General features: G+C 67.2%; 18 protein-coding genes and 3 pseudogenes. 9 read left to right on the top strand and 12 right to left on the bottom strand.

All coding sequences use genetic code 11. From position 1 onward, the window contains the following. Positions 1 to 67 precede the first annotated feature (67 nt). A complete protein-coding gene (locus tag QRY02_RS31495; RefSeq protein WP_285986445.1) occupies positions 68 to 1,489 on the bottom strand; it encodes an esterase/lipase family protein in 1,422 nt (473 codons plus the stop codon). A gap of 647 nt (positions 1,490 to 2,136) precedes the next feature. On the opposite strand from QRY02_RS31495, the gene QRY02_RS31490 reads away from it, so the two are divergent. From QRY02_RS31490 to QRY02_RS48735, 4 genes are all read left to right on the top strand, one after another. After that, positions 2,137 to 3,393 carry a tyrosine-type recombinase/integrase gene (locus QRY02_RS31490; RefSeq protein WP_285986444.1) on the top strand — a complete coding sequence of 419 codons (1,257 nt, stop codon included), beginning with the start codon at positions 2,137 to 2,139 and terminating at the stop codon, positions 3,391 to 3,393. Further along, complete coding sequence (locus tag QRY02_RS31485) at positions 3,390 to 5,780, top strand: tyrosine-type recombinase/integrase (RefSeq protein WP_285986443.1); 2,391 nt, start codon at positions 3,390 to 3,392, stop codon at positions 5,778 to 5,780. The genes QRY02_RS31490 and QRY02_RS31485 overlap by 4 nt, the downstream gene beginning before the upstream one ends. Before the next feature lie 147 nt (positions 5,781 to 5,927). Continuing rightward, positions 5,928 to 6,149, top strand: coding sequence for a hypothetical protein (locus tag QRY02_RS31480; protein ID WP_285986442.1), 222 nt, complete (start codon positions 5,928 to 5,930; stop codon positions 6,147 to 6,149). Continuing rightward, positions 6,142 to 7,293 carry an NUDIX hydrolase gene (locus tag QRY02_RS48735; protein WP_353068005.1) on the top strand — a complete coding sequence of 384 codons (1,152 nt, stop codon included), beginning with the start codon at positions 6,142 to 6,144 and terminating at the stop codon, positions 7,291 to 7,293. The genes QRY02_RS31480 and QRY02_RS48735 overlap by 8 nt, the downstream gene beginning before the upstream one ends. A gap of 100 nt (positions 7,294 to 7,393) precedes the next feature. Here the strand turns inward: QRY02_RS48735 and QRY02_RS31470 are convergent, their stop codons facing one another. From QRY02_RS31470 to QRY02_RS31460, 3 genes and pseudogenes are all read right to left on the bottom strand, one after another. After that, complete coding sequence (locus tag QRY02_RS31470; protein WP_285986441.1) at positions 7,394 to 9,601, bottom strand: site-specific integrase; 2,208 nt, start codon at positions 9,599 to 9,601, stop codon at positions 7,394 to 7,396. Next, positions 9,598 to 10,854, bottom strand: coding sequence for a tyrosine-type recombinase/integrase (locus QRY02_RS31465; RefSeq protein WP_285986440.1), 1,257 nt, complete (start codon positions 10,852 to 10,854; stop codon positions 9,598 to 9,600). Before QRY02_RS31465 ends, QRY02_RS31470 begins: the two co-directional genes overlap by 4 nt. A 56-nt stretch (positions 10,855 to 10,910) precedes the next feature. Further along, positions 10,911 to 11,729: pseudogene (locus QRY02_RS31460) on the bottom strand (ATP-dependent DNA ligase); the annotation flags it as partial. A 286-nt stretch (positions 11,730 to 12,015) separates the two neighbouring features. Here QRY02_RS31460 and imuA' point away from each other — a divergent pair. The 4 genes from imuA' (at position 12,016) to QRY02_RS31445 (ending at position 14,910) form a co-directional block, all read left to right on the top strand. Further along, positions 12,016 to 12,705 carry a DnaE2-dependent mutagenesis accessory factor ImuA' gene (imuA', locus tag QRY02_RS31455; RefSeq protein ID WP_502874148.1) on the top strand — a complete coding sequence of 230 codons (690 nt, stop codon included), beginning with the start codon at positions 12,016 to 12,018 and terminating at the stop codon, positions 12,703 to 12,705. 13 nt (positions 12,706 to 12,718) lie between these two features. Beyond that, on the top strand, positions 12,719 to 14,077 hold the full coding sequence (locus tag QRY02_RS31450) for a DNA polymerase Y family protein (protein ID WP_353068004.1): 1,359 nt from the start codon (positions 12,719 to 12,721) through the stop codon (positions 14,075 to 14,077). Then, on the top strand, positions 14,062 to 14,307 hold the full coding sequence (locus QRY02_RS48730) for a hypothetical protein (protein ID WP_353068003.1): 246 nt from the start codon (positions 14,062 to 14,064) through the stop codon (positions 14,305 to 14,307). Before QRY02_RS31450 ends, QRY02_RS48730 begins: the two co-directional genes overlap by 16 nt. 123 nt (positions 14,308 to 14,430) lie before the next feature. Beyond that, positions 14,431 to 14,910, top strand: a complete 480-nt coding sequence (locus tag QRY02_RS31445) for a hypothetical protein (RefSeq protein ID WP_285986439.1) — start codon at positions 14,431 to 14,433, stop codon at positions 14,908 to 14,910. Positions 14,911 to 15,151: 241 nt separating this feature from the next. Here QRY02_RS31445 and QRY02_RS31440 read toward each other — a convergent pair whose 3' ends face one another. From QRY02_RS31440 to QRY02_RS31420, 5 genes and pseudogenes are all read right to left on the bottom strand, one after another. After that, positions 15,152 to 15,328, bottom strand: coding sequence for a hypothetical protein (locus QRY02_RS31440; RefSeq protein ID WP_285986438.1), 177 nt, complete (start codon positions 15,326 to 15,328; stop codon positions 15,152 to 15,154). A gap of 743 nt (positions 15,329 to 16,071) precedes the next feature. Beyond that, on the bottom strand, positions 16,072 to 16,557 hold the full coding sequence (locus QRY02_RS31435) for a GNAT family N-acetyltransferase (RefSeq protein ID WP_285986437.1): 486 nt from the start codon (positions 16,555 to 16,557) through the stop codon (positions 16,072 to 16,074). Positions 16,558 to 17,030: 473 nt separating this feature from the next. Beyond that, positions 17,031 to 17,114, bottom strand: a pseudogene (locus QRY02_RS31430) (IS5/IS1182 family transposase); the annotation flags it as partial. Positions 17,115 to 17,162: 48 nt separating this feature from the next. Then, complete coding sequence (locus QRY02_RS31425) at positions 17,163 to 17,834, bottom strand: response regulator transcription factor (RefSeq protein ID WP_285986436.1); 672 nt, start codon at positions 17,832 to 17,834, stop codon at positions 17,163 to 17,165. Beyond that, complete coding sequence (locus tag QRY02_RS31420) at positions 17,821 to 19,464, bottom strand: sensor histidine kinase (protein WP_285986435.1); 1,644 nt, start codon at positions 19,462 to 19,464, stop codon at positions 17,821 to 17,823. Before QRY02_RS31420 ends, QRY02_RS31425 begins: the two co-directional genes overlap by 14 nt. Before the next feature lie 345 nt (positions 19,465 to 19,809). Here QRY02_RS31420 and QRY02_RS31415 point away from each other — a divergent pair, with 345 nt between their 5' ends. Further along, entirely contained in the window at positions 19,810 to 20,175 is a 366-nt protein-coding gene (locus QRY02_RS31415) for a hypothetical protein (RefSeq protein ID WP_285986434.1), read from the top strand. Positions 20,176 to 20,391: 216 nt separating this feature from the next. Here the strand turns inward: QRY02_RS31415 and QRY02_RS48725 are convergent, their stop codons facing one another. The 3 genes and pseudogenes from QRY02_RS48725 to QRY02_RS31405 all read right to left on the bottom strand — a co-directional run bounded on the left by QRY02_RS48725 (position 20,392) and on the right by QRY02_RS31405 (position 24,097). Beyond that, positions 20,392 to 20,724, bottom strand: coding sequence for a helix-turn-helix domain-containing protein (locus QRY02_RS48725; RefSeq protein ID WP_353069610.1), 333 nt, complete (start codon positions 20,722 to 20,724; stop codon positions 20,392 to 20,394). A gap of 1,835 nt (positions 20,725 to 22,559) precedes the next feature. After that, positions 22,560 to 22,949, bottom strand: a pseudogene (locus QRY02_RS48720) (TniQ family protein); the annotation flags it as partial. Between the two features lie 26 nt (positions 22,950 to 22,975). Beyond that, positions 22,976 to 24,097, bottom strand: a complete 1,122-nt coding sequence (locus QRY02_RS31405; protein WP_285986433.1) for an AAA family ATPase — start codon at positions 24,095 to 24,097, stop codon at positions 22,976 to 22,978. Between the last annotated feature and the right edge of the window lies 1 nt (position 24,098).

Here is a 24,098-nt window from a genome sequence, read left to right as displayed (position 1 = left end):
ACCAGGTCTTGCTGGACATAGCGAGCCAGCTCACCCGGATCGTCCGCGCGGTCCCAGCGCCACCCGGTCACGGCTGAATCACCCCGATGACGTCCTCGCCCACCACCCGATCCACACCGGGCACATGGTCCAACTCGACCCGCAGCCGGTGCGCACCCGGCGGCAGCCCCGGGATCTCGACCCGCCAGCTCCCCTCCAGCCAGTCCACCCGGAGATCCTCCGGTAGCCCGACCGGCACACCGGGCTCGGCGATGAGCCTGGCCCTGGCTTTCACCCGCCGTGGATCGGCCCCGCACAGCCGCACCCGTGCCGTGGACGGCTCGCCGGCGGCGATGACCTCGTCCACGTCGAACCCCACCCACGGACGGTCGGGCCCGGCTTCACCGCGCACCGCGTCCAGCGGGGCGGATTCGAATCGGGCGACAAACTCCACCACACCATGTGCCGAGGCAATCGGCAGATGCGGTTCCGGCCACCATGTCCGGTGATAGACCCCATCGTCAGCCTCAGCCACATACTCCACCGGAGTGGCGGAAATAGCAGGCACCGTCCCGTCTCCGCCTTCCCAACCACGACTGGGCAACCACTCGGCATCCGCACGACTGACCAGCACGCGCTGCCCCTCGACCACGGCGCGACCGGCTGTGGCGTGTCCGGTGGCGTAGAACGCCATGAACCGCGAGCGTGCCTGCGGTGCGGACTCGAACACAGCCGCGCAGGACGCCTCCAACTCCAGATGCGTTCCGTACGCGCCCTTCGCCCGCGTACGGAACGGCTCGGGGGCAACGGAAACCTCGTGTGGATACGCCGGGCCGGTAACATCCAGCACCGCCGGATACCGTGGCAGCAACTCCCACGTCGACTCCCACCCCGACACCACCTCGGCCGCGGACCGCAGCAGCCGACTCGACACCGCCGCCATCGGCCCCGGACCCAGCCGCACACCGTTGAGCAACCAGTCGATCGCCTTCGGCGCACCGCGGTGCGGCGTGCCCACCGTAATCAGAGACCGGCAGATCCGATGCCCGCCCAAGACCGCCCACCACCACCTGGCCACCACACCACCCATCGAGTGGGCAACCACGATCACCTGCCGATTCCCCACCCTCCGCTGGATCTCATGTCCCAATCTCTCGGCGTTGTAGGCCATTCCTCGACGGAAATCGTAGGGAAACAACAACGCGCTCGCCCCTGCCCGCGGCGCCCTCTGCGGATGTGCAGTGTCGATATCGTCGGCTCCAAGGGAGAGCCGGTTCATCAACCGCTGGACCAGCCTGTCGTACCCGGCGACCTTCATCCACGGCAGCACGCCAATGCTGGGCAGCAACCCAACCGGCACCACCGGCTCCGACATCGCCAGCCGGTCGGGAGCAAATGCTGCGCGGACGGTTCCCGGAAGGTTCTGGCCCCACACGGGCCGGCCGTCGTGCTGCTCGAGGACGCTGCCCCCGATACCGGGAACGATCACAAGCAGATGCTTCAGGCTCAACCGGCCCTCCCTGCGGTCCGTCCGACAATTCGCTGCTTTGAACGTCGTGTAGTCACTGCGAGTTCCCGGCCTGCATATCACGGTTCCAACCTGCGTAGCCAGAAACCAAACCGCGCAAGTTTCGGGAAATTATTCACTGGTCTTGCCGCCGCTCTGAGAGCGTAGCTGGCTGGGTGTTCTCAGCCGAGTCATTGAGCTGATCGACTGCACGGACTACCTACCCTTGTCCTGTTCAGGGCGCATTTAGCTGTCCTTGATGGTGGGAATGCCGAGGTTGACCGGTCCCGTGGGCTGCCGGTCTCGGGTGCGGTCGAGGCTGACCAACTTATGTACTGCTTTGTCCAGGCTGCTGCGGAGTCCGAGGGCCTCTCCGAGCCATCCGTTCAGCTGGGCTTCACGGATGCGGTCCTTGAGGTTGTCGATGATCGCGACCAGGCGTGGCCGCGCTGCGAGGTCGAGCCGGAGGCTGGGGCAGCGGATGTCCCGTTGACCGAACTAACTTCGGGTTTCCTGGGCTTCTTCGATGGCAACTGACCGTGACGGCCTGGCCCTGCTCGGCCAAGTTGGGCCACGCGCGTCACCGCGCGTGATGACGTGCTTCTGCTCTGATCCCGTGCCGTCAGACACGACGGCCCGTGGAGGTTGGGATGGCAGAACGCGACGAAGTGGTGAGGGATGTAGCGACCCTCAAGGTGGCTCGAGTCGGACGGGTCGAGGAGACCGGCGACCTGTTGTCGCCGTTCCGACTCGTCGACGAGAACGACGTCGAGCAAATGGCTGTCACCGAGTTCCTCCGTCATATGCTTGCGGACGACGCGAGCCCAGCGTCGTTGCGCTCGTATGCCTATGAGCTGTTGTCGTGGTTCCGATTCTTGCGTGCGGTCGAGGTGCCGTGGCACCTGGCGAGTCGGGTGGAGGCCCGGGATTTCGCGTTGTGGTTGAAGACAAGCAAGAAACCTCCCCGACCGCGCCGGGCTGACGCACCAGCGGCGGGGTCGGTGAACCCGGTGACCGGCAAGGCAACGCCCGGTGAGAACTACGCGGCCCGGACCCGGCGGCCTGCCCGCGCGGCGGTCCGCTCATTCTACGAATACCACCGGGACACTCACGGTCGACCGCTGGTCAACCCGTTCCCCCAAGCCAAGGGCGTCAACGACGAGCCCCTCAACGCCCACCACAACCCGATGCAACCGTTCCGGCAGCCGTCCCGTCGCGCCGCGTACCAGCCGAAGGAGCCCAAGCCGGCGCCACGGAGCATCCCTGACCAGGCGTTCAACGACCTGTTCGGCGCGCTGTCCTGCAACCGGGACCGCGCCCTGGTCGCGTTCTACATCTCCACCGGCGCACGAGCCTCCGAACTGCTGGGTGTTCAGCAGGGCCTGGTGGAGCCAGAGGAGCAGGTGATCGGCGTGGTCCGCAAGGGCAGCCGGGCGTTACAGCGGCTGCCCGCCTCGGCGGACGCGTTCGTCTGGCTGCGGCTCTACCAGCAGGAGACGCTGGGCTTGGTCCCGAAGGGAGCCGACAAGCCGTTGTGGTGGACGCTGCGTCGGCCCTTCCGTCCGCTGACCTACGACGCGGCGCGGATGGTGTTCACCAAGGCCAACGCCGCGATCGGTGCGAACTGGACTCTGCACGATATACGGCACTCGGCCGCCAAGAGGATGCTCCAGGACCCGCACATGACCTTGGCAGATGTCCAGTGGGTACTGGGTCACGCTCACATCACCACTACGGAGATCTACACCGCGCCCACCCCTGACGAGGTCATCACCCACGTCTTGGCCCACCACGACCGGCAACGAGCCCACCGGAAACAGCCGCCCGCGCCGCCAGCTCCCGGCTACCGGCCCGAAGTGCTGGCGACCTTGTTCGGCACGGCGCCTGACGAGGGAGACACCCAATGAGCCTCACCAAATCCGACACTGAAGTCGCGAAACTCGTTGCCGGCGTTGACAAACCGGCCCCGCTCAGTCGATGGAAACCAAGGCCCACCGAGCAGGGCTGGTGGCAGACCCGGCAGGACCGGGACGCCTTAGCCGAGCGGTTGCTGCGCCTGTTCGCCGACAAGGGCCCGAGCAACGCTCGCGACCAGGCCCGGCGGCGCGGCCTGACCAAAGTGCTGGACTGGCTGGAGCGGCATCCTGGAGACAGCTGGCAGGACCGGTGGCTGGCCAGCGGGGCCGACGCCGCCGGCTTCGACTGGGCCGATCTTCCGCTGCAGGGGATCGCCAAGCCCCGGAACTACCACCGCGACGAGCTGAACTCCGGCGTGACGATGCTGGTGGCCGGCCAAGCTGTCCGTCCCGGCTACCGGTGGCTGCTTCGGCAGCGCCAGGTTCTGATGCTCGCCGAGGCCCGCTCGGCCATCGACCCCGACGGTTTCGCCCGCGTCGAGCGCCATACGGGCCAGGCCGCCCGGTACGCTAGGTCCGACGCGCTGAACAAACTCACCTGGATCGTGATCAGCAAAGGCGGCGTGGTCGCCGACATCACCGTCGGCGACTGCATCGAGCTGACCGAAGCCTTGCAGCAGCACCATTTCCGGGGCAGCGCCGGCCGCCCGCTGTTCTACGCACTGCTCAAGGAAGCAGGCGTCCTGCACGGCAACGCGCCGTCCCGGCTGCGGGAGCTGCGCCTGCACGGGCGCCGCAGCGTCGAGCAGATCGTCGACGCCTACGGCATCCAATGCCGACCTATCCGAAACCTGCTGATCGAGTACCTCACCGAGCGTTCCCCCGAGCTCGACCACACCTCGCTGCGCTCGGTGGCACGCAACCTCTGCCGGCTGTTCTGGCGCGACCTGGAGATCCACCGCCCCGGCATCGACTCACTGAAGCTTGCCCCAGAAGTCGCGCAGGCGTGGAAGGAGCGGCTGGCCCACATCCGCGACGCCGACGGCAACCCCTTGCGACCACGGGAGAACTACCGCGGCGAGCTGGTGTTCGTGCGGGCCTTCTACGAGGACATCGCTCGCTGGGCTGCCGACGATCCGGCACGGTGGGCGCAGTGGGTCGCCCCCTGCCCGATCAAGGCCAGCGAGGTGACCCGGAAGAAGACCCAGGCTCGGGTCAAAGCACGGATGGACCAGCGGACCCGCACTCAGCTGCCGCTGCTGCCCGCCCTGCTGCGGGCCGTCGAACAGCAGCGGAAGGAGGCCACAGAACGCGTCCAAGCCGCCCGCGACACACCCTCGGAAGGCCAGTTCACCGCCGTCGGCCAGCAGTTCCAACGTTGCCGGCAGGGAGACTCCGGCCGCGTCTTCGCCATCGACTCGACCACTGGCAGCCGACGGGATCTGACCTTTGAGGAGGAGGCCGCGTTCTGGTCCTGGGCGACGGTGGAAGTCCTGCGGCACACCGGGATCCGCATCGAGGAGATGCTGGAACTGACCCACCACAGCTTCGTCGCCTACACACTGCCCACCACCGGCGAGGTCGTGCCGATGCTGCAGATCGCCCCGTCCAAGACCGACGCAGAGCGGCTTCTCCTTGTCTCCGCAGAGCTCGCGGAGGTCCTGACCGCGATCATCTTCCGAGTCCGCGCCGGCAACGCGGCCTTGCCGCTGGTGCCCGCCTACGACGTGTTCGAGCAGACCTGGAGCCCGCCGATGCCCTACCTGTTCCAGCGACGGTTCGGCACCGAGGATCGCCCGCTGACCCGCAGCTACATCCGCGAGTGCCTCGTCACCATGTCCCAAACCGCGCAGGTCACCGCAGCCGGCCAACCGCTGCAGTGGCGGCCCCACGACTTCAGAAGGATCTTCGTCACCGACGCCATCCGCTCCGGGCTGCCTCCACACATCGCCGCCAAGGTCTGCGGCCACGCCACGGTCGATACCACGATGGGGTACGCCGCGATCTACCCCGAAGACGTGATCTCCCACCACCGGGCCTTCATCGCCCGGCGCCGAGCCGAGCGGCCCAGCGAGGAATACCGCGACCTGACCGCCACCGAATGGGACCAGTTCCTCGCCCACTTCGAACTACGAAAGGTTGCGCTCGGGATCTGCGGCCGCGACCATGGAACGCCTTGCCAGCATGAAAACGCCTGCGTCAGATGCCCACTACTCCGAGTAGACCCAACACAGCAGCCGCGGCTGGAGCAGATCCACGCCAACCTCGCCGACCGGCTCGATGAAGCCAGAGAGCAAGGCTGGATGGGCGAGGTCGCCGCCATCGAGACCACGATGGCGGCTGCGGCTCAGAAACTCGAAGCCATGCGCACCGCCCGCGACAAGCCAGTCCACCTCGGCATGCCCGATGTCCATCTCTCCGTCGGCCGGCGAGCTTGAAGTCGAGCGGCGGTGGAAGACCCGGTATGTTTCGAGCTGACTCTAACCCTTCGATACAGCGCTTGAGCTGGGCAAAGACTCTGAGTTAGGGTTACGAGCATGCAATCGACTGACGCAGAATCTCGACCGTAGTGCAAACCTCGCGACATGAAGAAGTACGCGAGTTCCACCGTTGCCGTCGGCTTGGCCGCGGTGATGATCGTGTTCGGGTTCGCGGTGCTTATGGTCGTCAACGGTTACGGCGCGGAGGTCATCGTTCCGGTGGTCACTGGCACCAGCCTGGCAGCTGGCGAACTTGTACGCCGCTTTCAGACACCTCCTTCCAAGCCGCCCGACTCGGACCGAGAGCCCAGGAAAGATCGTGAGTAGAACATCAGGCAATGAGACGCGGCCGTCTGTCGCGATTATCGGAAGCTTTCGTCAGCACCTTGGAGAGGTTCGCGAGGCTGCCAGGGTTTTCGTCGAAGCTGGGTTCACTGTGAAGTCGCCGCCAATGGATCGGGTGAGGGACGGGAATCGAGGGCACATCGTCTTCACGTCCGATCCGATCGACGCGACGGATCACCAAATCCAGACCGAAACATTTTACAAGATTTTCTCGTCCGACTTTGTGTACGTAGTCAATCCTGGTGGCTACATTGGTCGAACTACCTCCTACGAGTTGGGCCAGATCCACCAACGAGGAATGGCTGTCTACTACGCCGAACCGCCGTTGGACCTTCCGATCGATGTGCCAGCCGACACCGTCGTGAGCGCTCAGGGCCTAGTAGGGGCTATTCGCCTACAGACGATTGCCGCCAAGCCGGTTCGAAGGCCGCGTGTAGCGGCGTTGCCAGCTGTAGACATTGTCATCCTCACTATTCGCAGTGGAGAGCTCTGCGTTCTACTGATCAAGCGCGGCAAGGAGCCTTACCGTGGAAAGTCGGCCCTACCGGGCGGCTTTCTGCGACCCGGCGAATCACTGGAGAAGGCCGCGAGTCGAGAACTTCAAGAAGAGACAAATCTAAATGGATCCTTCCTTCTTAAACAGGTCCACACGTTTTCGAAGCCAGAGCGGGACCCGCGGGGACGTATCGTCAGCACGGCATTCCTCGCGATTGCAGCTGGTCTTTCCGACGTCCAAGGCGCGTCTGACGCTGCCCGCGCCGACTGGGTAGAGGTCGATGAGTCAATGTGGAACGATCCACAACGGCTCGCCTTCGACCATGGAGAGATCCTTCAGCGCTCCGTCGAACACGCCCGTACGCTGCTAGAGCATACCACCGTCGCTGCAGACTTCTGTCCTCGAAAGTTCACCATCAGCGATCTTCGGAGAGTCTACGAGGCCATCTGGGGTGTCAGGCTCAATCCGCAGAACTTCCAGCGCCGAATCCGCGATATCAAAGGCTTCGTAGTACCCACCCATGAGCTGCAGGACGGCAGGCAAGGCCGCCCAGCCGAACTGTTTCGGCGAGGCCCGGCCCAGATCCTCGATCCCCCGATCATTCGCCCGCGACAGCGACAGAGGGCGTGACGTCATTGTGTCAAGTCGGGATCTTTGGCGGGACGTGCGACACGCCCGGACACGTCGACGCCGAAGCCCCCTCTGTCACTATCAGTGACGGTCCGGGGCCTTAACATGGAGTTAAGTCGCCCAAGATCATTTCGGTTAAGCAGGCGAACTCGTGCTGGCAGGGTGTGCCGTAGGGGCGGGCGCATTCGCCGAGTTCCAGCTTGCGGGCCTGGAAGTGCTGCTGGAACTCGCGCCACTCTGCCTCGGTCGGTTCGCGATATTCGGCTTCCGGGCGGATCGCTCGCCGCCGGTCGAGGAACGCGCGGTAGTTGCGGACGAGGTCTTCGTCGAAGATCGCCATGTAGGCCTGGGTGGTGTTGATGTTCGCGTGTCCCAGCAGCCGCGCGACGATGTGCACGGGTAGGCCGCCGGTCGCGGCCTCGGTGGCGAACATGCGTCGGAAGTCGTGTGGAGTGTAGATCAACGGCCCGCCGGTCGCATCATGCAGCCCGGATTCCGCGAGCGTCGCCTCCAGTAGCCGGTTCAGTCCGGAGTAGGAGATGGTCTCCCAGCGCCAGCTGCGTCGCCGCTGGTACAGGTGCGGGAGCGGCGGCCCGAGGACCCGGTCGTGTGGATCGTAGCGGCGGGTCAAAGGCACAGTGCCGCCATTCTGTCGGCGCAATCGGGTGATGACGGTGGCCAGCACGCTGGCCAGTTCCGGTCCGACCAGCAGCAGCCGTTCCTCGTTGCTCTTCGACGGCACGATCTGTAGCATCGGGACAATTTCACCGGTGTCAGGCAGCTGGTAGGACACCAGCGCCAGGTGGGTCAGCTCGCACATCTCTTCTACCCGGATTCCTGTGTGGCGAAGTGTTTCGATGCTCGCCCATGCCCAGAACGCGGTGTTCTCCCGGCGGGTCACGTCGATCCGTTCCCTTGCGTCGAGATCCGAGACGGTGACATTCGGTGGGGCCTGTCCGCGGTAGCGATGCGGGATGAAGGCTTTCTCCTCCACGCGACGGTAACGACGCTCCTGGTAGACAAACTCCTCTCCGACGGCGGCAGCGCCGGCGAGTTCGAGCAGACCGCTGTGGAAGGCGCGCTGCCGTTCGGCGGTCTCGACCAGTGCGGGCAGGCGCGGTAGCCGTTCGCGTACTCGTTGATGCATCTCGGCACTGACCTGCCGGGCCACCTTCGCCATTCCGTCGGTCTCGCCGCGCCGGATCGGCGACGGCACCGCCCACCGCACCCACGACGGGTCCTGCAGGGCCCATTGCTGGATGTCGAGGTAGAACGACTGAACTCGAGCCAGCACATCGAGGTAACCGCGCCGCGGGCGTGTGGTTCCGTCCTTTGTCGTGATCACGCGCAAGCGTTGTTTCCAGGCGGCGGCGACGTCCTCAGGTAGGCGCAAGGTGTCGATGCCGGGATGGTGGCGCTCGATGTCGGCCCAGAAGTTGCCGACCAGGTCGGTCACCAGGCGCCGCAGCGATGAATAGTCCAGTTGAGGCCGGCCCTGGTCCAGGTAGCGGACGAGCACCTCGCGGATATCGGAGTTGCGGATCGGGTAGCTGCCGACGAGTTCGGCGTTGCTGCGCTGGCCGGTGCGCAGGGTGTCGCGGAAGGAGGGCGGGCCGTCAAGGCCGGCGATGTCGCGGACAAGGTCCCAGGCCAGGTTCGCTTGGTGCGAGCCGCCGATGTACTTGCTGCCGCGCTGCTTGACCCAGGCGCGGAATTCGAGAAAGTCCTCCGCGGTCAACTGGTCCAGGTCGCGGCCGGTGTGTAGCACCAGCTTGCTTAGGATCGACAGCGCCTCGGTGCGGCGCCGCATCGGTGCTTCCAAAGCGACGGCGCGCTCTTCGAGCTGGAGGAACAGGTCTGGCCGGTGCGTCTGCCGGACATACCCGAGCAGATGGCTGGCCGCATACGCCGTCAAGAAGGTGTAGCTGGGCACCACGACACGCGCCAGAAGCATAAAGGTCAGGCCATGGGTGAGCACCCTCCGGTACTTCGGATCGGTACTGGCCTCTCGTGCGATCACGTCGTCGATCCAGCCGACACCAGCGTCGGCGCCGCTGTTCACCCACCGCTCCTGCCAACCGCGCCCTGGGTGCTCCGCCAGCCAGGACAGGACCCTACGAGCGCCCTCGACCCGCCACCGGCGCGCGTTCTGGTCACCCAGTGGCCACGTGGGCAATGACGAAAACGACGCAACAACCTGCTCGATCGACCAGTCATCCAGCGGCCCCACCTGGGTAGCGCCCGACGACGGCGTCGCCGCCACACCGACGTCGGCGACATCGCTGGTGAACGGAGGTGTCCTGGTCATCGAAGCCCTCCCAGCAGGATGTCGAGATCCGCGGCGTCGTACCCCACCGCGACCGGCGCCGCTGCTGCCGGGAGCGTTCGGTCCGTGAGGTGACGGCCGACACGCCGGACGATCTGAGCTTCGTCCTCGACGACATACACGTCCGCTGTCGTCGACAAGTGCGCATGCCCGAGGATGACCTGCACATCCTTCAAAGAGAGGTTCTCATCGCGCGACATCCGCAGCGCCGCCGTGTGCCGCAGGTCGTGCATGGTCCAGTTCGTTCCGAGGGCACCGTTGACGCGCCGGAACACCGCCCGCAGCGCCTCATAGTTCAACGGCTGCCGACTCAAGCCCCGGCCCTGATCGCGCCGCCGCAACGTCCACCACAGCCGTGAGTCCGGCGCCAGCGGCTCTCCGAGATCGGCCAGGTAGAGCCTGATCCACACGAACGCCTCCGCGCTAGTCGGAAGCCACTGCTCGGCGCCGCTGCCCTTGCGCACCACCCGCACCAGCTGATCACCCCAGTCCAAGTCGACCGCGCGCACACCAAGGAGTTCCGCGGCCCGGGCGCCATTGCTCACCGCCGTCGCCAGCAGCGCACGGTCTCGATTGGACCGAAGCGCTCCGAACACGTCGCGCCACAACGCTTCCGGCAGCTCCCGTGGTCGGCGCTTCGGGACCTTAGGGTTGTAGCGGATCCGGCCCTCGGCCCGGAACGGCTGCAACGGGTTGTGGTGAGCGTTGCTGCGGCCTCCACGCGGATCCCGCGGCACCGGGTTGACCACAGGACCCTCGCCACGATCGATCCAGTACTCGTAAAAGGCGCGGACTACAGCGTTCGAGTGCCGGACCGTCCGCGGCTGGTAACCGTCGCCGAGGTACTGCTTGCGCGTGATCGGGTTGACCGTGCCGACCAACTCGGCCGACGTCGTCCGGCTCGACCGGCGGGGCTTCACCGCCTGCCGCAGCCACAAGACGAAGTCCCGGGGTTCCGCCTCGGTGGCGCGGTTCCACTCGATTCCGGCAACCAGCAACCAACGCCACCACCGCAGCAGGTCGTAGGCGTAACTACGCACCGAGCCAGGACTTCGGCCCATCGCGACGAACTCGGTCAAGAACTCCCGGATCGGCGCGACGACGACATCGTCGGGGCCGACGACCACCCATGGGACCGAGCCTTCCGCTGCAACGACGCGGCCCCATCGCGGCAGCCGAATCTCATCGATGGCCCGCTGCGGCTCGCCAGTCAATCCGCTCACCTCCGTGATCACGATGGAGGTGATCTACCGGAACACCCGGCGCGTGAAGCTCAGCCCACCGGCGTGTCCTCCGTTAGTCCGGTCAACAGGCCAACGTCGCCGATGTAGACGAGCGCACCGGACTCGGGGTCGTGCGCGCCGAGCAGGAGCCCGCCGAGGGTGCCGGCGAAGCTGCGCTGCCCGGGCCGCCACCCGCAGATGATTACTTCCTGGGCCTGGACGAACGGGTGTTTGAGCCAGGAATCCGGGCGGCGGCCGGGAATGTAGGTGGAGTTGCGCAGTTTTGCGACGACACCCTCGTAGCCGGCGGATGCGGCGTGGGCGAGGAAGTCGGCCGGCGTGTAGCGGTCGGCGGCCAGCTCGTCGAAGGTGACGGCGCGCACGACGGAGACGCGGTAGGGGTCGGGCATCGGCAGGCTCGTCAGCAGCTGTCGGCGTTGGTCGTAGGGTCTGGCCAGCAGGCTGCGGTTGCCGAGCTGGAGCAGGTCGAAGGCGAGGAAACGGACTGCGATGTCGTTGAACGGCTCGTCGCGGCGCAGGGAGCTCTGGTGCTTGACGTAGCGGCCGCGGCGTTCCTGCATGAGCTCGAAGTCGATCCGGCCGTCGGCGTCGTAGACGACGACCTCACCGTCCAGGTAAGCGGCCTGACCGTCTAGCGCGGGAGCGAGAACGTCGGCGAGGTCGGCGAACTCGGCGGTGAAATCGATGTTGTTGCGGCTGGTGAGCATCGTCGTGCCGTTGGCGCCGATGCGCATGGCCGCGCGGTAGCCGTCCAGCTTGTACTCATACGCCCATTCGGACCCGCTGCGCAGTCGGCCGCCATCGGGCTTGGCCAGCATCGGCTCCACCCACCCCGGCACGCGCGAAGCGCCGTCTCGACGAGCCATGCGGACCTCCGTCCCGACGCCAACGGCCTGCTCCGACGGTAACCCGATCGGCCCACTCGCGCCGTGTCTGCGCAGGTCAATGCCCTGATCGGCGACAGTCGGTGCCGTCTCGACCGCGCTGAGCTGACCTTCTCGCCTGAGCGAGTGACGTTGGGTGGCTCGGCTTGACAGGACGGCAGTAATCTCGCATCATCCGAACAAGTGTTCGATGAGTGTTCGGGTTCGCCTGCAATCTATGTACGTCGGTGTCTCCGGTGCGGGCTCGTGGTGCTGGAGGTGAGCGGCAGTGGCGAAACCGGAAGCGCTCGCGGAGCTCACTGCGATCGCCGGCATCCGCACGGCCTCCCAGCTCCGCCAGCCCAGCCCAGACACCGCAGGGCCCATGGAGGCACTGCCGGTGCTGCCGGCGTTGGGAGCTTTGCTGCCCGGCGGTGGGCTGCGGCGGGGCAGCGCGGTCTCGGTTCTCGGGTCGCCGTCGCTGGTACTGGCGTTGCTGGCCGAGGCGACCCAGGCCGGTTCGTGGGCCGCGGTCGCCGGGATGCCCGACGTCGGCCTGGTCGCGGCCGCCGAACTGGGCGTCGACCTGGACCGGATGGCGCTGGTCCCGGATCCGGGTGCGGAGCTGGCGGCGGTGCTCTCGGCGCTGGTCGACGGCTTCGACTTGATCGTGGTGGGTCCGACGGTGTGCCGCAGCGCTTCGCCGCAGCTGGCACGGCGGCTCGCAGGCCGCTGCGTACCCGCGGTGCGGTTTTTCTCGCCGCCGGCCCTTGGCCTGGCGCTGATGTCGAACTGTGCCTGTCCGGCCACACCTGGCGTGGCACCACCTCCGACGGTTACGGCTATCTCCAAGCCTGCGACGTCGTGGCCACCAGCCGCGGCCGCGGCGCCGCCACACGCCCGCAGTCGATCCAGCTGCAGCTGCCCGGCCCCGGCGGCGCCGTTGCCGCCGGCGAGCGACAAACCCGGCAGCCGCTGATCGAGGTCGCGGGATGAGCATGAACGACGCGCCGCGGCTGCTGGTGCTGTGGTGCCCTGACTGGCCGGTTGTCGCTGCCGGTGCCGCCGCGGGAACACCGTTGCTGGCACCTGCTGCGGTGTTTTCGGGGAACCGGGTTGTGGCGTGCTCCGCAGCCGCGCGCCGCAGCGGGGTGGGGCGCGGGATGCGCCGCCGCGACGCCCAGTCGCGGTGCGCGGGCCTGGTGGTGCACCAGCACGATCCGGATCGCGATGCCCGGGTGTTCGAGCCGGTCGCCGCCGCGGTGGAGCAGCACGCGGTGGGCGTCGAAGTCGTTCGTCCTGGGGTCGTCGCGGTCCCGGTCGGCGGGGCGGCCGGATACTTCGGCGGCGAAGAGGCTCTGGCAGAGCGGCTGCTGGACGAGGTGTCCGCGAACGCCGGCGTGGAGTGTCAGATCGGGATCGCCGACGGGCTGTTCGCAGCGACCCTCGCCGCTCGCCGGGCTGTTTTCGTCGCCGCAGGCGGCTCCGCGCAGTTCCTGTCGCCGCTGCCGATCACCGAGCTGGATCAGCCGGGGGACGAGCGCGGCGAACTCGTCGGGTTGCTGACGCGGCTGGGGCTGCGGACGCTGGGCGCGTTCGCCGCGATCGCGGAGCGGGACGTCGCCGGCCGCTTCGGGCGCGATGCGATCCTCGCGCACCGGCTCGCCCGCGGCTTGTCGCAGCGGCCACCGCTGCGCCGCGCCCTGCCGCCGGAGCTGGACGTAATCCAAGAGTTCGAGACGCCTCTGAAGCGGATTGACGAGGCCGCGTTCATCGCGAAAACGCTGGGCGAGCGCTTCTTCGCCGGACTGGCCCGCCACGGGATGGCGTGCACGCGGCTGGCGATCGTGGCAGTGACCGAGTCGGGTGAGGAACGGCTACGGGTGTGGCGGTGCGCGGAACCGCTCACCGCCCGCGCGACCGCGGACCGGGTGCGCTGGCAGTGCGAAGGCTGGCTCACGGCGAACCCGGAGGACCGGCCGAGCTCCGGGATCATCCGGCTGCGGCTGATGCCGGAGGAACTGGTCGGCGGTGAGGCACTGCAGCTGCAGCTGGGCGCGATGGGTCGCGACGCCGACGCCGCCGAGCGCGCCGGCCGGGCGATGGTGCGCATCCAGGGGCTGCTCGGGCCCGAGGCGGTGCTCACTCCGCTGCTGGACGGCGGCCGGAGTCCAGCCGAGCGGGTTCGTCTGATCCCGTGGGGCGATCCCCGGGCCGCGGTGACCGCGGATGCGCCGTGGCCGGGCCAGCTGCCGGCACCGTCCCCGGCGACGGGCCCGCGCCGCGCAGTCCCGGCGGTCGTTCACGGCGCGCCGGGCACGAGGTCGGATGCACCATGCGTGGGGAGCTGACTGAGCTGCCGGTAACGGTCGCGGTCGACGGCGAGCCAGCGCTTCCGGTGATCAGCTGGGCGGGCCCGTGGCTGCACCGTCCGACCGTGCATGCGGGAAACCCGCCGGGAGCAGCAGCCCGGGTACAGATGGTCCTCGCCGACTCGGCCGCTGACCGCAACAGAGCCCTGATCCTGGCCGTCACGATCGGCCAGAACCCCCAGTGGACGGTCGAGGGGATCTACGACTGACCGGAGCGTCTGAAGGGCTCCGCCCTTTCGGGTGGTTGCCTCGGTTTGCGCGCCGCTACCCGGCCGGTCTTTCCCACACTGACGGGAAGGACACATCCAGCCAGCTCGGTAACGGGGGACATCGTGGGCGTACTGCTGAAACCGACCTCGCAGATGGGGCACTGGGCAGTCGAGATATTCACCGACAGCGCCCGTCTTCGCCGGACCGCGCCCGCAGACACCGCACCCACCACACGCGCACCCAGATCCGCACGTGCCGTGCCGGACGATGTGACGCTGCCCCAGCTTGACGTCGAGAAGGCGTCGGCCGAATGCAGATTCGGGTTCGAGATCATCGACCTCGAACCGGTGATCGCCACACTCGACCAGGTACTCGGCGATGCCCTGTACTGCGACTTCATCGGCCGGGTGAACAGCGACCTCGGCCGATGGAGTCACCCGCAGACCGAGGACGGCTGGGTCACGATCGCAGGGCCCGTCGTCGAGGCTGCGACACGGGTCCATGACCGCACGGTGGAGCTGCGCTACGTCCACATCGCCGAACTACACCAGGCGCTAATCGACTTCGCCGATACTCGCGCGGCCGACGATGCTTCGTGGTGAGCGACAGTGCGTGCGAGCGCCGACGTGCCCCATGTGTGGCTTCTCTCGGCTCTCTTTTCGGGTTTTGCGCGCTGCGGCCGATGCCCCGCTTCAGCACCTAGGGCCGCGCATCGCGGTCTGTCGCGACCTACGCTTCCCTCGGCGCTGTTGCTCGAACAGCTCAACACGGGTACGTACGGAGCAGCCGGCGCGCCCCAGGCATGCACGCCGGCTGACTCACCTCGACGTCGTCGTCAACCTGTCATCTCGCGTTGACGATCGCCGTCAAAACCTCCGGGTGCACCATCAGCACGCTGCTCGGCATCGCGACGACCAGCACCGCACCCACCACGACAAGGCGGATGGTCCGGTGCAGCCGGTCGGCCGACTCGCGGTCGGCGAAGAGGCCGGCAACGAGGCTCGGCATTGCCCTCGGCATGCCCGCACCCCTGTCCTGTGAGAGCGCGACGAGTGCCAGGACGACCGCGCACACGCGCCGCCAAGCCACTGACCTGCGGCGATGCACCTCGCTGTCGTTGGGCTCTCTAACGTTTCGACTGTTAGAATCCATACGGATCGTTCTCCTTGGAAAACCAGCGGGTTAGACGAGTGTTCGATCCACCGCGCCCGGACTGTTCGCGCAGTTCGGGCGCTTCCATGTTCGCCTCATCCGCCGAAGTTAGATTCGCGGACGAGTGCGGTAACTTAATTCGTTCGTTCATCGGATTAGCTGTGCCTTACTGATGTGTCTTTCCGGCATATCTTTCCGACATCATCTCCGGTGTAGTTCCGTTCCGGTAATCCTTCGATCTAAGCTTCGGCAGAGTCTTAAGAACTTGCCTCGCGGGTTTAATAACCGCTCTGACCAGGGCAAACAATCCCTCCAGCAGGGTGCGTGAGGTCGCCACGAGTGAGCCCAAGGTGACCGATGAGGCGTCCCGGAGTGGGACATCCGCATCGTAGCCGATTCCTCAAGGCGCTGGAATTGGTGTCGCCGTGAGCGGACACTGGGGTGCGCGGGTGCTGGCAGCGGAAAGACGCCAAGTGACCAGGTCGCCCGATCTGCGCGACCTGGAAGAAAAGCACCCGATCGGCTGAACCGCCGACTCTGACCTGCGCTCATGCGAATCCGCTCGGGGCTACCTGCGCCAGGGCTCACGGGCGTCTGGAGGGAAGGACAGGTCAGCCGGCGCTGCGGTCCCGCTGGTGAATGCACGCTGGTGCTGCTCGTGGGTACGGCAGACGCGCGCGGAAGGCCTGGGCGATGCCGCCCTCCGGCAGTGGCGCGGTCCAGGTGTAGCCGGGCATGCGCGCGCGGGCGACCGCGACGAGGGTGCGACCGTAGCCGAGCCGGCGGTATCCGGAGGAGACCTGGACATAGTCGAGCGTGGCACTCCGGCAGGAGGTGCAGCAAGTGATGGTGGCGGTGCCGGTAAGGGCGCCGTCGAGGCGCAGTTCGATGTGTCCGGTGAGGCTGTCGGCGCCGGGTGGCCGCGCGACCAGCACGAGTCCCTGCTGCGGCGCGGCGTCGGGCGGGTACTGGATCGCGGTGTCGAGGTGAGCCCATTCGGACAGGCGTCGTTCGGCCTGGTCGCGGGCTTCGATGAGGCGGCAGGTTTCGCAGAGGGTGCCGTGCAGGCGGTACCGGTGGCTGTAGGTCTGGGTCATGCCGTAGTGGGTGAGGTACTCCCCGCGCAGGCACTGGACGGGGACGCCTGCGGCGGGCCGGATGGGGAGCAGGTCGCCGTACTCGCCGCGGGCTCCGGATCGCGGACCGCCGACTGTAGGATCTCACCGTTCGTGACATGTCGATCTTTTATAACCTGGGGATCCCTCCGGTGTCTCACAACGATGTCACCATGATCAGTCTCACTTCCCGTGGCGCTTCTTCAGGTTGGTGTCGGCGCGCTGGCGCGGCACGGGACTGTGCGTGGGTGCTGTGGATCCGCCTTCCGTCAGGGCGCGCGGTCGGGTGAATTCCGCCGGCATCGAGCGGTGTTCCGGTGGCGTGGTGGAACGCTGGGATCTGCCAGTCAGTGACCGGCTCGGGAGGTGTTTCTCCGTTCGTGACACCCGAGCTGCCGCGACGCGTTCAGGCGACGGTACTTGTCGTGGTCGTAGCCGCTGTCGGCGTAGAGCCGGCGGGGCTTGAATGCCGGAAGCAACGGCTCTGCCAGTGCCCACAGCTCGTCCGGCACCAACCGCAGCGACAACCGATCAACCACGCCACGATCATGGCTCACGCAGCATCAATCATCACGTAAGGCACGCTCTTATTCGTGGTGGAGATAGGTCAGCACGGCGGTGACGCGGTAATGGAGTTCGGGCTGTTCGGCCAGGCCGAGTTTGGCAAAGGTGGAGTTGACGTGTTTTTCGATAGTGGATTCGGACAGGGTCAGAGTTTCTGCGATCGCACGATTGTTCTTGCCCTGGGCCATTAGCCGCAGAACGTCGAGCTCGCGGGGAGAGAGCTGGGCGAGGGGTGAGTCAGCGGCACGGTGGCTGTGCAGCAGTACTTCAACGATGCGCGGATCGATTACGGATCGGCCTTCGGCCACCTCGTGGAGGGCGCGGATAAGTTCGTCGAGGTCGCCGATGCGTTCCTTGAGCAGGTAGGCCAGTCCCGGTGTTCCGTGTTGGAACAACGCGAAGGCGTAGTGCTCGTTGGCGTGCTGCGACAGCACGACCACGCCGATATCCGGGTGGCGGCTGCGGATGGTGTGGGCCGCGGTGATGCCCTCTGTCTGGTGCTCGGGAGGCATGCGGATGTCGGCGATAACTGCGTCCGGTTGTTCGTGTTCCACGGCCGTAAGGAGTTCGTCGGCGGTACCGACAGTGGCTAGAACCGTGATCTGTCCGGAGTCTTCGAGGAGCCTGCGCGTGCCTTCCCGGATCAGGTAGTGGTCGTCGGCGATCAGAACCCGCAGGTGCTCACGCTTCGGCATTAGTGGTGACCTCCCGAGCTGGTAGTTGGGCCCGCACGGTGGTGCCTCCATCGGGACTACCGGTGACCTCGAGACTCCCGCCGGTGGCGCCGACGCGGTCGCGAAGCCCGATCAACCCAGAACCCTCGCGGAAGCCGCCGGGCTTGCCGATTCCGTCATCGGTGATCTCGATGACCAGAAACCCGCCAACCAGCGCGAGCCGGATGGTCGCCCGCGAGGCGTGAGCATGCTTGAGGACATTGGTTAGCGCCTCGGAGACGAGGAAGTACGCCGATTCCTCGACGTCGATGGCGTACCGCGCGGCGTCCACCGGAGGCTCGGCGACGACGGTAACCGGGATCGGTACACGCCGGGCACGGGATCGCACTGCGGCAACCAAGCCTTGGTCGGTAAGTTCAGGCGGATGAATGCCGTGGACGAACTCCCGCAACTCGTCGATCACACGGTATACATCGTCTTGTACCTCGGTAAGTATTACTTGGGCCTGGTCTGCCCCAGACGGGAGTTTGTTGCGAGTCAGCCGAAGCTTGGCGACCAGGGCGACGAGTTCTTGCTGAATCCCGTCGTGAAGATTGCGCTCGATGCGGCGCCGCTCGGTGTCTTGCGCCTGCACAATGCGGGTCCGCGAGGCAGCTAATTCACCTGATTGGCGCTGGATCAGGCTGAGGCGGGCGGCCAGTTCGACCGAGATCCGAACAGAGTATGCGCCGGCGAGTACCACCACAGCCACCGCGAGCGGTAGAGCAGATCTCACCCAGTCACTGACAAACGCGACGGCGACCAGACCCGAGAGCCCGAAGATCAACCAGAGCAAACCGTACCGGGTCGTCCACCGGATCCCGAGATCGGCGCCCAGCATGCGGTAACGGACTCCGATCACCACCAACCCGGCCGCGGCCGCCGCGACAGCCAGCGGCCCCAGCACCCGGACGGTGATCTCGTTGACGGGGAGCAACCGCATCACGATCAACGGCGTCAGGATCGCCCCGGCCACTAGCGCCGCCACACCCAGCAGCCAACGCACCTTGCGACGCTCGGCCCTGGGAAGCCGAACGTACCGCACGACCAACAGCACCGGTCCCAGCAGCAAAAGCCAATTCCCCCACGGGAAGGGGAAAAGCTTCGGTAGCCCGGGTAAGCGATTCAGCGCATACAACGGCGGTAACAGCCATAGCACCCGCAGCGCCACTCGCTCGTAGGCGAACCGATACCGGCCGTCCGGCAACAACGCGATCAGGCCAATGACCATGACAACGACAAGACCGAACACGGCGTCGCCGATCGGCATGCTGATCAACGCCCACCGCGGCAAGACCTCTTCCGCAGCCCCTCCCAGCCGCTCCACCGTGCGCTCGACGGTCGCGTCGAGTACAAGTACCGCCACTAGCGTGCTGGTGGCGAGCATGCGGCGGGCAACCAGATGCTGAGGCGCCCGCCACCACACGAACATCCCGATCATAAAATATGAAAACGGTATCCCGAGCGCGAACGGCACGGCCGACATTCCCGGCTCGAGCAGCGCCAGGACGACTGTCGCGAGTACGCTCACCGCGCCCGCCACCGCCAGTACCCACATTGCCCGTGACCGGGCCTGCTCGCGCCCCACCAATCGATCGTCGTCTACTGCCACGCATCGGGACTACACCGTCTCCCTCACCCTTGTATAGAGGCAAACCTCCATCCCGGAAGTCAGGCTTGCCAGGTGTTCCCGTAGTGCACAGCAGAGCCACCATAGTGGGGCAGGCCGGTATTGGGGGGTCTCAGGGGAGGAATGCCTTCCCTGGGCGGCCTGCGGTGGTGGTCGGCGGCGAACACCTGCGCCGACCACCACTAGACCCGGGCCGGCGCCGGACAGTCAAAACAAGCCGGCCAGGCAACTCGCTGGGAGATAGGACACGGACAACCGATCGGGGTTGTTGCAACACGAAAATCGACGCTGGTCTGAAGATCGAAAGGTCCACCTGAGGAGGAATGTATGAAGTTCAAGATGATGATTGTGGCGCTGGCGGCGATCATCGCGTCGGCCGTGTCGATGATCGCGGCCAGCCCCGCGTTCGCAGCCTCGGCGAGCTGCCGGGTGCTCGACAACGGCTACGACAAATACTGCGTGACGCGGGCGATCAGCGTGGCACCGACCAACATCTTCCACCTGGCCACGACAGGCGGGCCGCCGCGGAACTGGCTGCTCTTGATCACCGACGTCACCAACGGCAAGGTGGTTGTCGAGCAGCTCATCTTCGGCAACGCCGATGTCTGGCGGGACCACGTGTATGCGTCCTACAAGGCAGAGGTCTCTTGCACCTCACCTTGCCCCAACCTCGTGGCCTACTTCTCCAACTGAGAGACCGGCGGTGAGCGACGGTAGTCATACCGATCGGTCGCCCTGGTTGAAAGGCGGCTCGGTCAGTGGCTCATCCACGCGGCGAGCAAATCCCGCCGTGGGCGCTGGCCGAGCTGCTGCCAGCCGGTGGATTCAGCGCGGCAACACAGTGTCGATCGCCCGCCAGCAGCGCTGCACGCCCGCGTCCACGCTGCTGGCGGGCCCCGCGTCTCGGAGTCACCGAAGTGCCTCCGGCGCCAGGTCCGGTGTTCGGGCGAGGACAGTGGCGATACTGGTGGCCAGTGCCTGACCTTCGTCGGTGAGGGTTGTAATTGGGTGCGGACCGATGGGGCGGTGCACGAGCTGCTGGCCGAGTTCCCGCTCAAGCCGACGAATGTAGCGGGCAAGGGTTTTCGGGCTGATCGCGAGTGTGGCGGCTGTTGCGCGAAGAGTCGGGTAGTCACGGAGGTGAACGAATGCGGCCAGGAGCTTCCAGGGGCGGGTGCCGGTGAGCGCGGGCCGAAGCTCAGGCGGGATCGCCCCGGCCAGGTAGAGTTCGCTGTGCTGCATGTTGGGGCCGGCGGGACGCACCGGCAGGTCGTAGCGGCGGCACCAGCTGAGGATCGTGCCGGGGTGCAGGCCCAGCTCGGCGCCAAGGTCTTCCGAGCTGCGGCCGCGGCGCACGTACTGCTCGCGCAGCCACGGCGGCTGATGCCGGGTGGTGGTGTGCTCGGGTCTCGCAGCGGAATGTCGTAGGCGGCGGCGAGCGTCGTGATGCGGCGCCGGTTGACCTGGTAGCGGGCTGCAAGGGCAGTGATGGACCAGCGGCGGTCAAGGTAGAGGTCCCGGAATGTCTCTGCGGACAGCTGGGCGCGCAGCCGCTCGCCGACGTCGTGGTTTCTGCGGGTCTCGCGAGGGTGATGCGCAAGCAGGTACCGGGCGGAGTCGAGCGTCATGCCCGCCTGCGAGGAAGCCTGTCCCAGTGGAAGGCCCGCGCGAAGCAGATCCGTCAGCGATTGCCGGGGCAGCGTGTCGGGGTCGGGGCCGGGCAGGTCGAGACCGACGGCGAGGTCGTGCGGTGGTTGCCAGCTAACAGGTTCGTCGATGCCGTGATCGGCGAGGAACTCGGCGGCAACCAGATGGAGCTCGGCGGCCAGACGTGCGGTGAGTAGAACCGGGAAGTCGGCGTAAGCCTCGCGCTGGTTCTTGGTGCACGGCGCGTAGTGCTTGGGCGCGGTGGAAGCGGGTCTGCCGCTGATGGTCTCGAACAGCAGGCAGCGCATGGACCGCAGCGTGCTGGCGTTACGGCGGAAGCCGGTGCGAGCCAGCAACGTCTCCCAACGGGGTTCGGGCAGCAGATCGGTGTAGTCGAGTGCGCGGCGGCGCGCGTAGTCGATCGGAATGCTGTGCTGATCGAGGCGACGGGCGATGCGGGCGAGCGCGGTGCGCCGGGCGTCCCACGCAGGCTCCGTCGTCATGCGCTGCAAGGCCTCAGCGACGTAGGCCCGCGAGACATCGGCGTCGAGCCGGGCGATCGTCGCGGGAATGGACATGGCGGTGCCGCTAGATGCCGTCAGGCACGCGAACGCGCCACGCACTAGCCGGCCCATGCTCCACTGCGGGGCGAGGCGCAGTGTCCACCACGGCCAGAACACGGTCGGGATCGTGGCGGAGCGGTCGCGGTTCGGGCAGCGCTGGACGCTGCCGAGGAGGTCGCGGCGACGTCCGGACGGCGTGGGCGCTCGGGAGGTGCGGGCGAACGAGGGCGGGGATGGGGCTGGGAACAGTGTGCGGCGGGCCCCTTGCAGAACGCTGGCGAGCTGCGGAGTGATTGGCCGCTGCCGTGAGTGGCGTGGGGCGACTAGCCTCCGTCCGGCGGCGCCGGGCGGGCACAAGGCTGCAAGCAGGGCGGCGGCCTCGTCGGCGGTGCCCAGCACGGTCAGAGCACGGGTGGTGGCGACGGCGGCGAGGACCGCGTGCTCGGGTGCCGTGCCGGGGCGGTGGCCAGAGCCGTCGGTGTCGGTCAGCGCGGTCCGGTAGAGGTCGGCCAGGTCGCCGAGGTCGGGATCGGCGGCGCGAGGTGCTTCGGTGGTGCGCAGGATCCGGGACGCGAGCACGGCCAGATCGGTGAACACCCGGTGCGCCGGGCTCGCGGTGTAGAGGCCGAACGCGGCGGTGCCGGTGGTGAGGACCGTGTCGAGCAGGTGCTGGGCGGCCAGCGTCGCGTGCCCGGCGCCGAGCTCGTGCACCGTAGTCGTGGTCAGGTCGGCGCCGCAGCGCGCGAAGTTTCGTTGGGCGGTTCCCGGGCGTGTGCTGCACCGCGAGGCCTGCGGTATGTGCAACCACAGGGTCCCGGGCCGCGGGACGTGGCCGCAGCCCGGGCAGCGTTCGGTGAGCAGGCATCGGTGGCGGGTGCAGGCGAAGGACCAGCCCAGTCGCCAGCGCAGCTGCCACCGGCCGCCGGACTCGGCCAGGCAGTGCGGGCAGAACCACGTTCCCGGGCGCCGGGCCCACGCGTGGTGCGGCGTCAGTCGCCTGCTGCCGGGGTCGGCTCGTGCCACCGCGTCGTAGTGGGCCAGCGTCATCTCCTGCAGCGTCGGGGCCGGTATCCCCGTGACCGCAGCGACGCGAGACGCTTCGTCCGCCCGCAGGTACGTTGCGAACGCTGCGGCCCGGCGGCGCTCGGCTGCGACGTCGAGGCCGAGCGCGGGTAACAGATCCACTGCGGGCGTGGACAGTCGCCGCGACAACGCCTCCAGCCAGGAACCGAGGCTTTCGCCCGGCATCGGATCCACGCGCACCGGCAACCGTCGTAGCGTGCTCACGACGCGGTTGCCGCGGCTGGACTGCGGGTGGTCGTGCTGGTGTTGTGGCTGGTGATGCGGCGCGCGGTGAGTGCGGCGTCGAGTTCGCGGCGGGCGTTCTCCGCCGCGGCGTCGTTCTTCACACCGTCGAGCACCGTCTGGTCGAGGCGTTCGGCGCCGGTGCGCGCCGCGCGCTGGCAGCCGCGGTTGATCAGCGTCATCAATGACCCGATGTGCCCGGTCGACCGCGCAAACAGGTAGTCCGACAGGTCGTCGGCGAGCATGCCCGGCCGTGCCTCGGCGAGCACCAGGCGCTGCTCGATCGCCAGCAGCACCGCGCGCCACTGCCGCCGGTGCTCGGCGGTGTCGATCAGGAACGGCTGCATTCCCAGCCGGGTGGTGCGGCGCCCGGACTGCGCAAGCACCGGGTCGCCGACCGCGTCGACCTCGTCGAGCAGGCCGCGCTGGGCCAGTCCGACGCCGGCGAACACCAGGGTGACCGGGTACTCGTTGGCGATGTACTTGAAGTGGTTGCTGATCTCCACTCCGGTGCTGGCGCGCCATCGCAGGAAGTGCAGGTCGTCGACGATCAGCATCCGGACGTGGCAGCTGATCATGCAGTCCAGGGCGCGGGTGGCGTACTGGCTCGCGGTGCCCCGGCCCGTTCCGGGATGGGCGAAGAACTCCAGCATCGCCCGGTTAAAGTCCTTCAACCCGGTGTTGCCGGTCAGCCCGACCCGGCACACCGGCCACCGCTCATGCCCGTCCAGTGTGCGGGGGCCGTGCTCGGCGACCTCACGCAGGTGAAACTGCTTGGCGAAGGCCAGCACCGAGGTGGTCTTGCCCAGGCCGGGGAACGCGTCGATCGCGACCGCGCCCTTGGCCTTGTCCCCGTCGTGGGCGTTGCTGTCCACGATGTCCCACAGGTCCTCATGTAGCTCGGCCAGCTGCGGTGTACGCAGCGGGCCCAGGTTCGCGTGCCATTCCCGGCGACGCCGGTCGTAGTCCGCGCGCGAGCGGTCGTCCAGCCGGCGAATCTGCTCGCGCGACAACGTCTCCGGCTGGATGCGGGCTGGTGCCTCGACGAACCGCCGCCAGCCCTCCTTGCGCGCGAGGGTGAGGTTGTCGAGCCCGGTCATG

This window comes from Amycolatopsis sp. DG1A-15b, from assembly GCF_030285645.1.
Taxonomy (GTDB): domain Bacteria; phylum Actinomycetota; class Actinomycetes; order Mycobacteriales; family Pseudonocardiaceae; genus Amycolatopsis.
Note: the sequence above shows the minus strand (reverse complement) of the source record. Positions and strands in the feature narration are given on the sequence as shown.

What these genes read in the sequence shown, in the direction of transcription:
- QRY02_RS31415 (WP_285986434.1), top strand. Translation starts at nt 19,810, where the DNA reads ATGAAGTTCAAGATGATGATTGTGGCGCTGGCGGCGATCATCGCGTCG.
- QRY02_RS31490 (WP_285986444.1), top strand. Translation starts at nt 2,137, where the DNA reads ATGGCAGAACGCGACGAAGTGGTGAGGGATGTAGCGACCCTCAAGGTG.
- QRY02_RS31470 (WP_285986441.1), bottom strand. Translation starts at nt 9,601, where the DNA reads ATGACCAGGACACCTCCGTTCACCAGCGATGTCGCCGACGTCGGTGTG.
- QRY02_RS31425 (WP_285986436.1), bottom strand. Translation starts at nt 17,834, where the DNA reads ATGCCGAAGCGTGAGCACCTGCGGGTTCTGATCGCCGACGACCACTAC.
- QRY02_RS31435 (WP_285986437.1), bottom strand. Translation starts at nt 16,557, where the DNA reads ATGACCCAGACCTACAGCCACCGGTACCGCCTGCACGGCACCCTCTGC.
- QRY02_RS31450 (WP_353068004.1), top strand. Translation starts at nt 12,719, where the DNA reads ATGAGCATGAACGACGCGCCGCGGCTGCTGGTGCTGTGGTGCCCTGAC.
- QRY02_RS31440 (WP_285986438.1), bottom strand. Translation starts at nt 15,328, where the DNA reads ATGCCGAGGGCAATGCCGAGCCTCGTTGCCGGCCTCTTCGCCGACCGC.
- QRY02_RS31480 (WP_285986442.1), top strand. Translation starts at nt 5,928, where the DNA reads ATGAAGAAGTACGCGAGTTCCACCGTTGCCGTCGGCTTGGCCGCGGTG.
- QRY02_RS48730 (WP_353068003.1), top strand. Translation starts at nt 14,062, where the DNA reads ATGCGTGGGGAGCTGACTGAGCTGCCGGTAACGGTCGCGGTCGACGGC.
- QRY02_RS48725 (WP_353069610.1), bottom strand. Translation starts at nt 20,724, where the DNA reads ATGCAGCACAGCGAACTCTACCTGGCCGGGGCGATCCCGCCTGAGCTT.
- QRY02_RS31405 (WP_285986433.1), bottom strand. Translation starts at nt 24,097, where the DNA reads ATGACCGGGCTCGACAACCTCACCCTCGCGCGCAAGGAGGGCTGGCGG.
- QRY02_RS31485 (WP_285986443.1), top strand. Translation starts at nt 3,390, where the DNA reads ATGAGCCTCACCAAATCCGACACTGAAGTCGCGAAACTCGTTGCCGGC.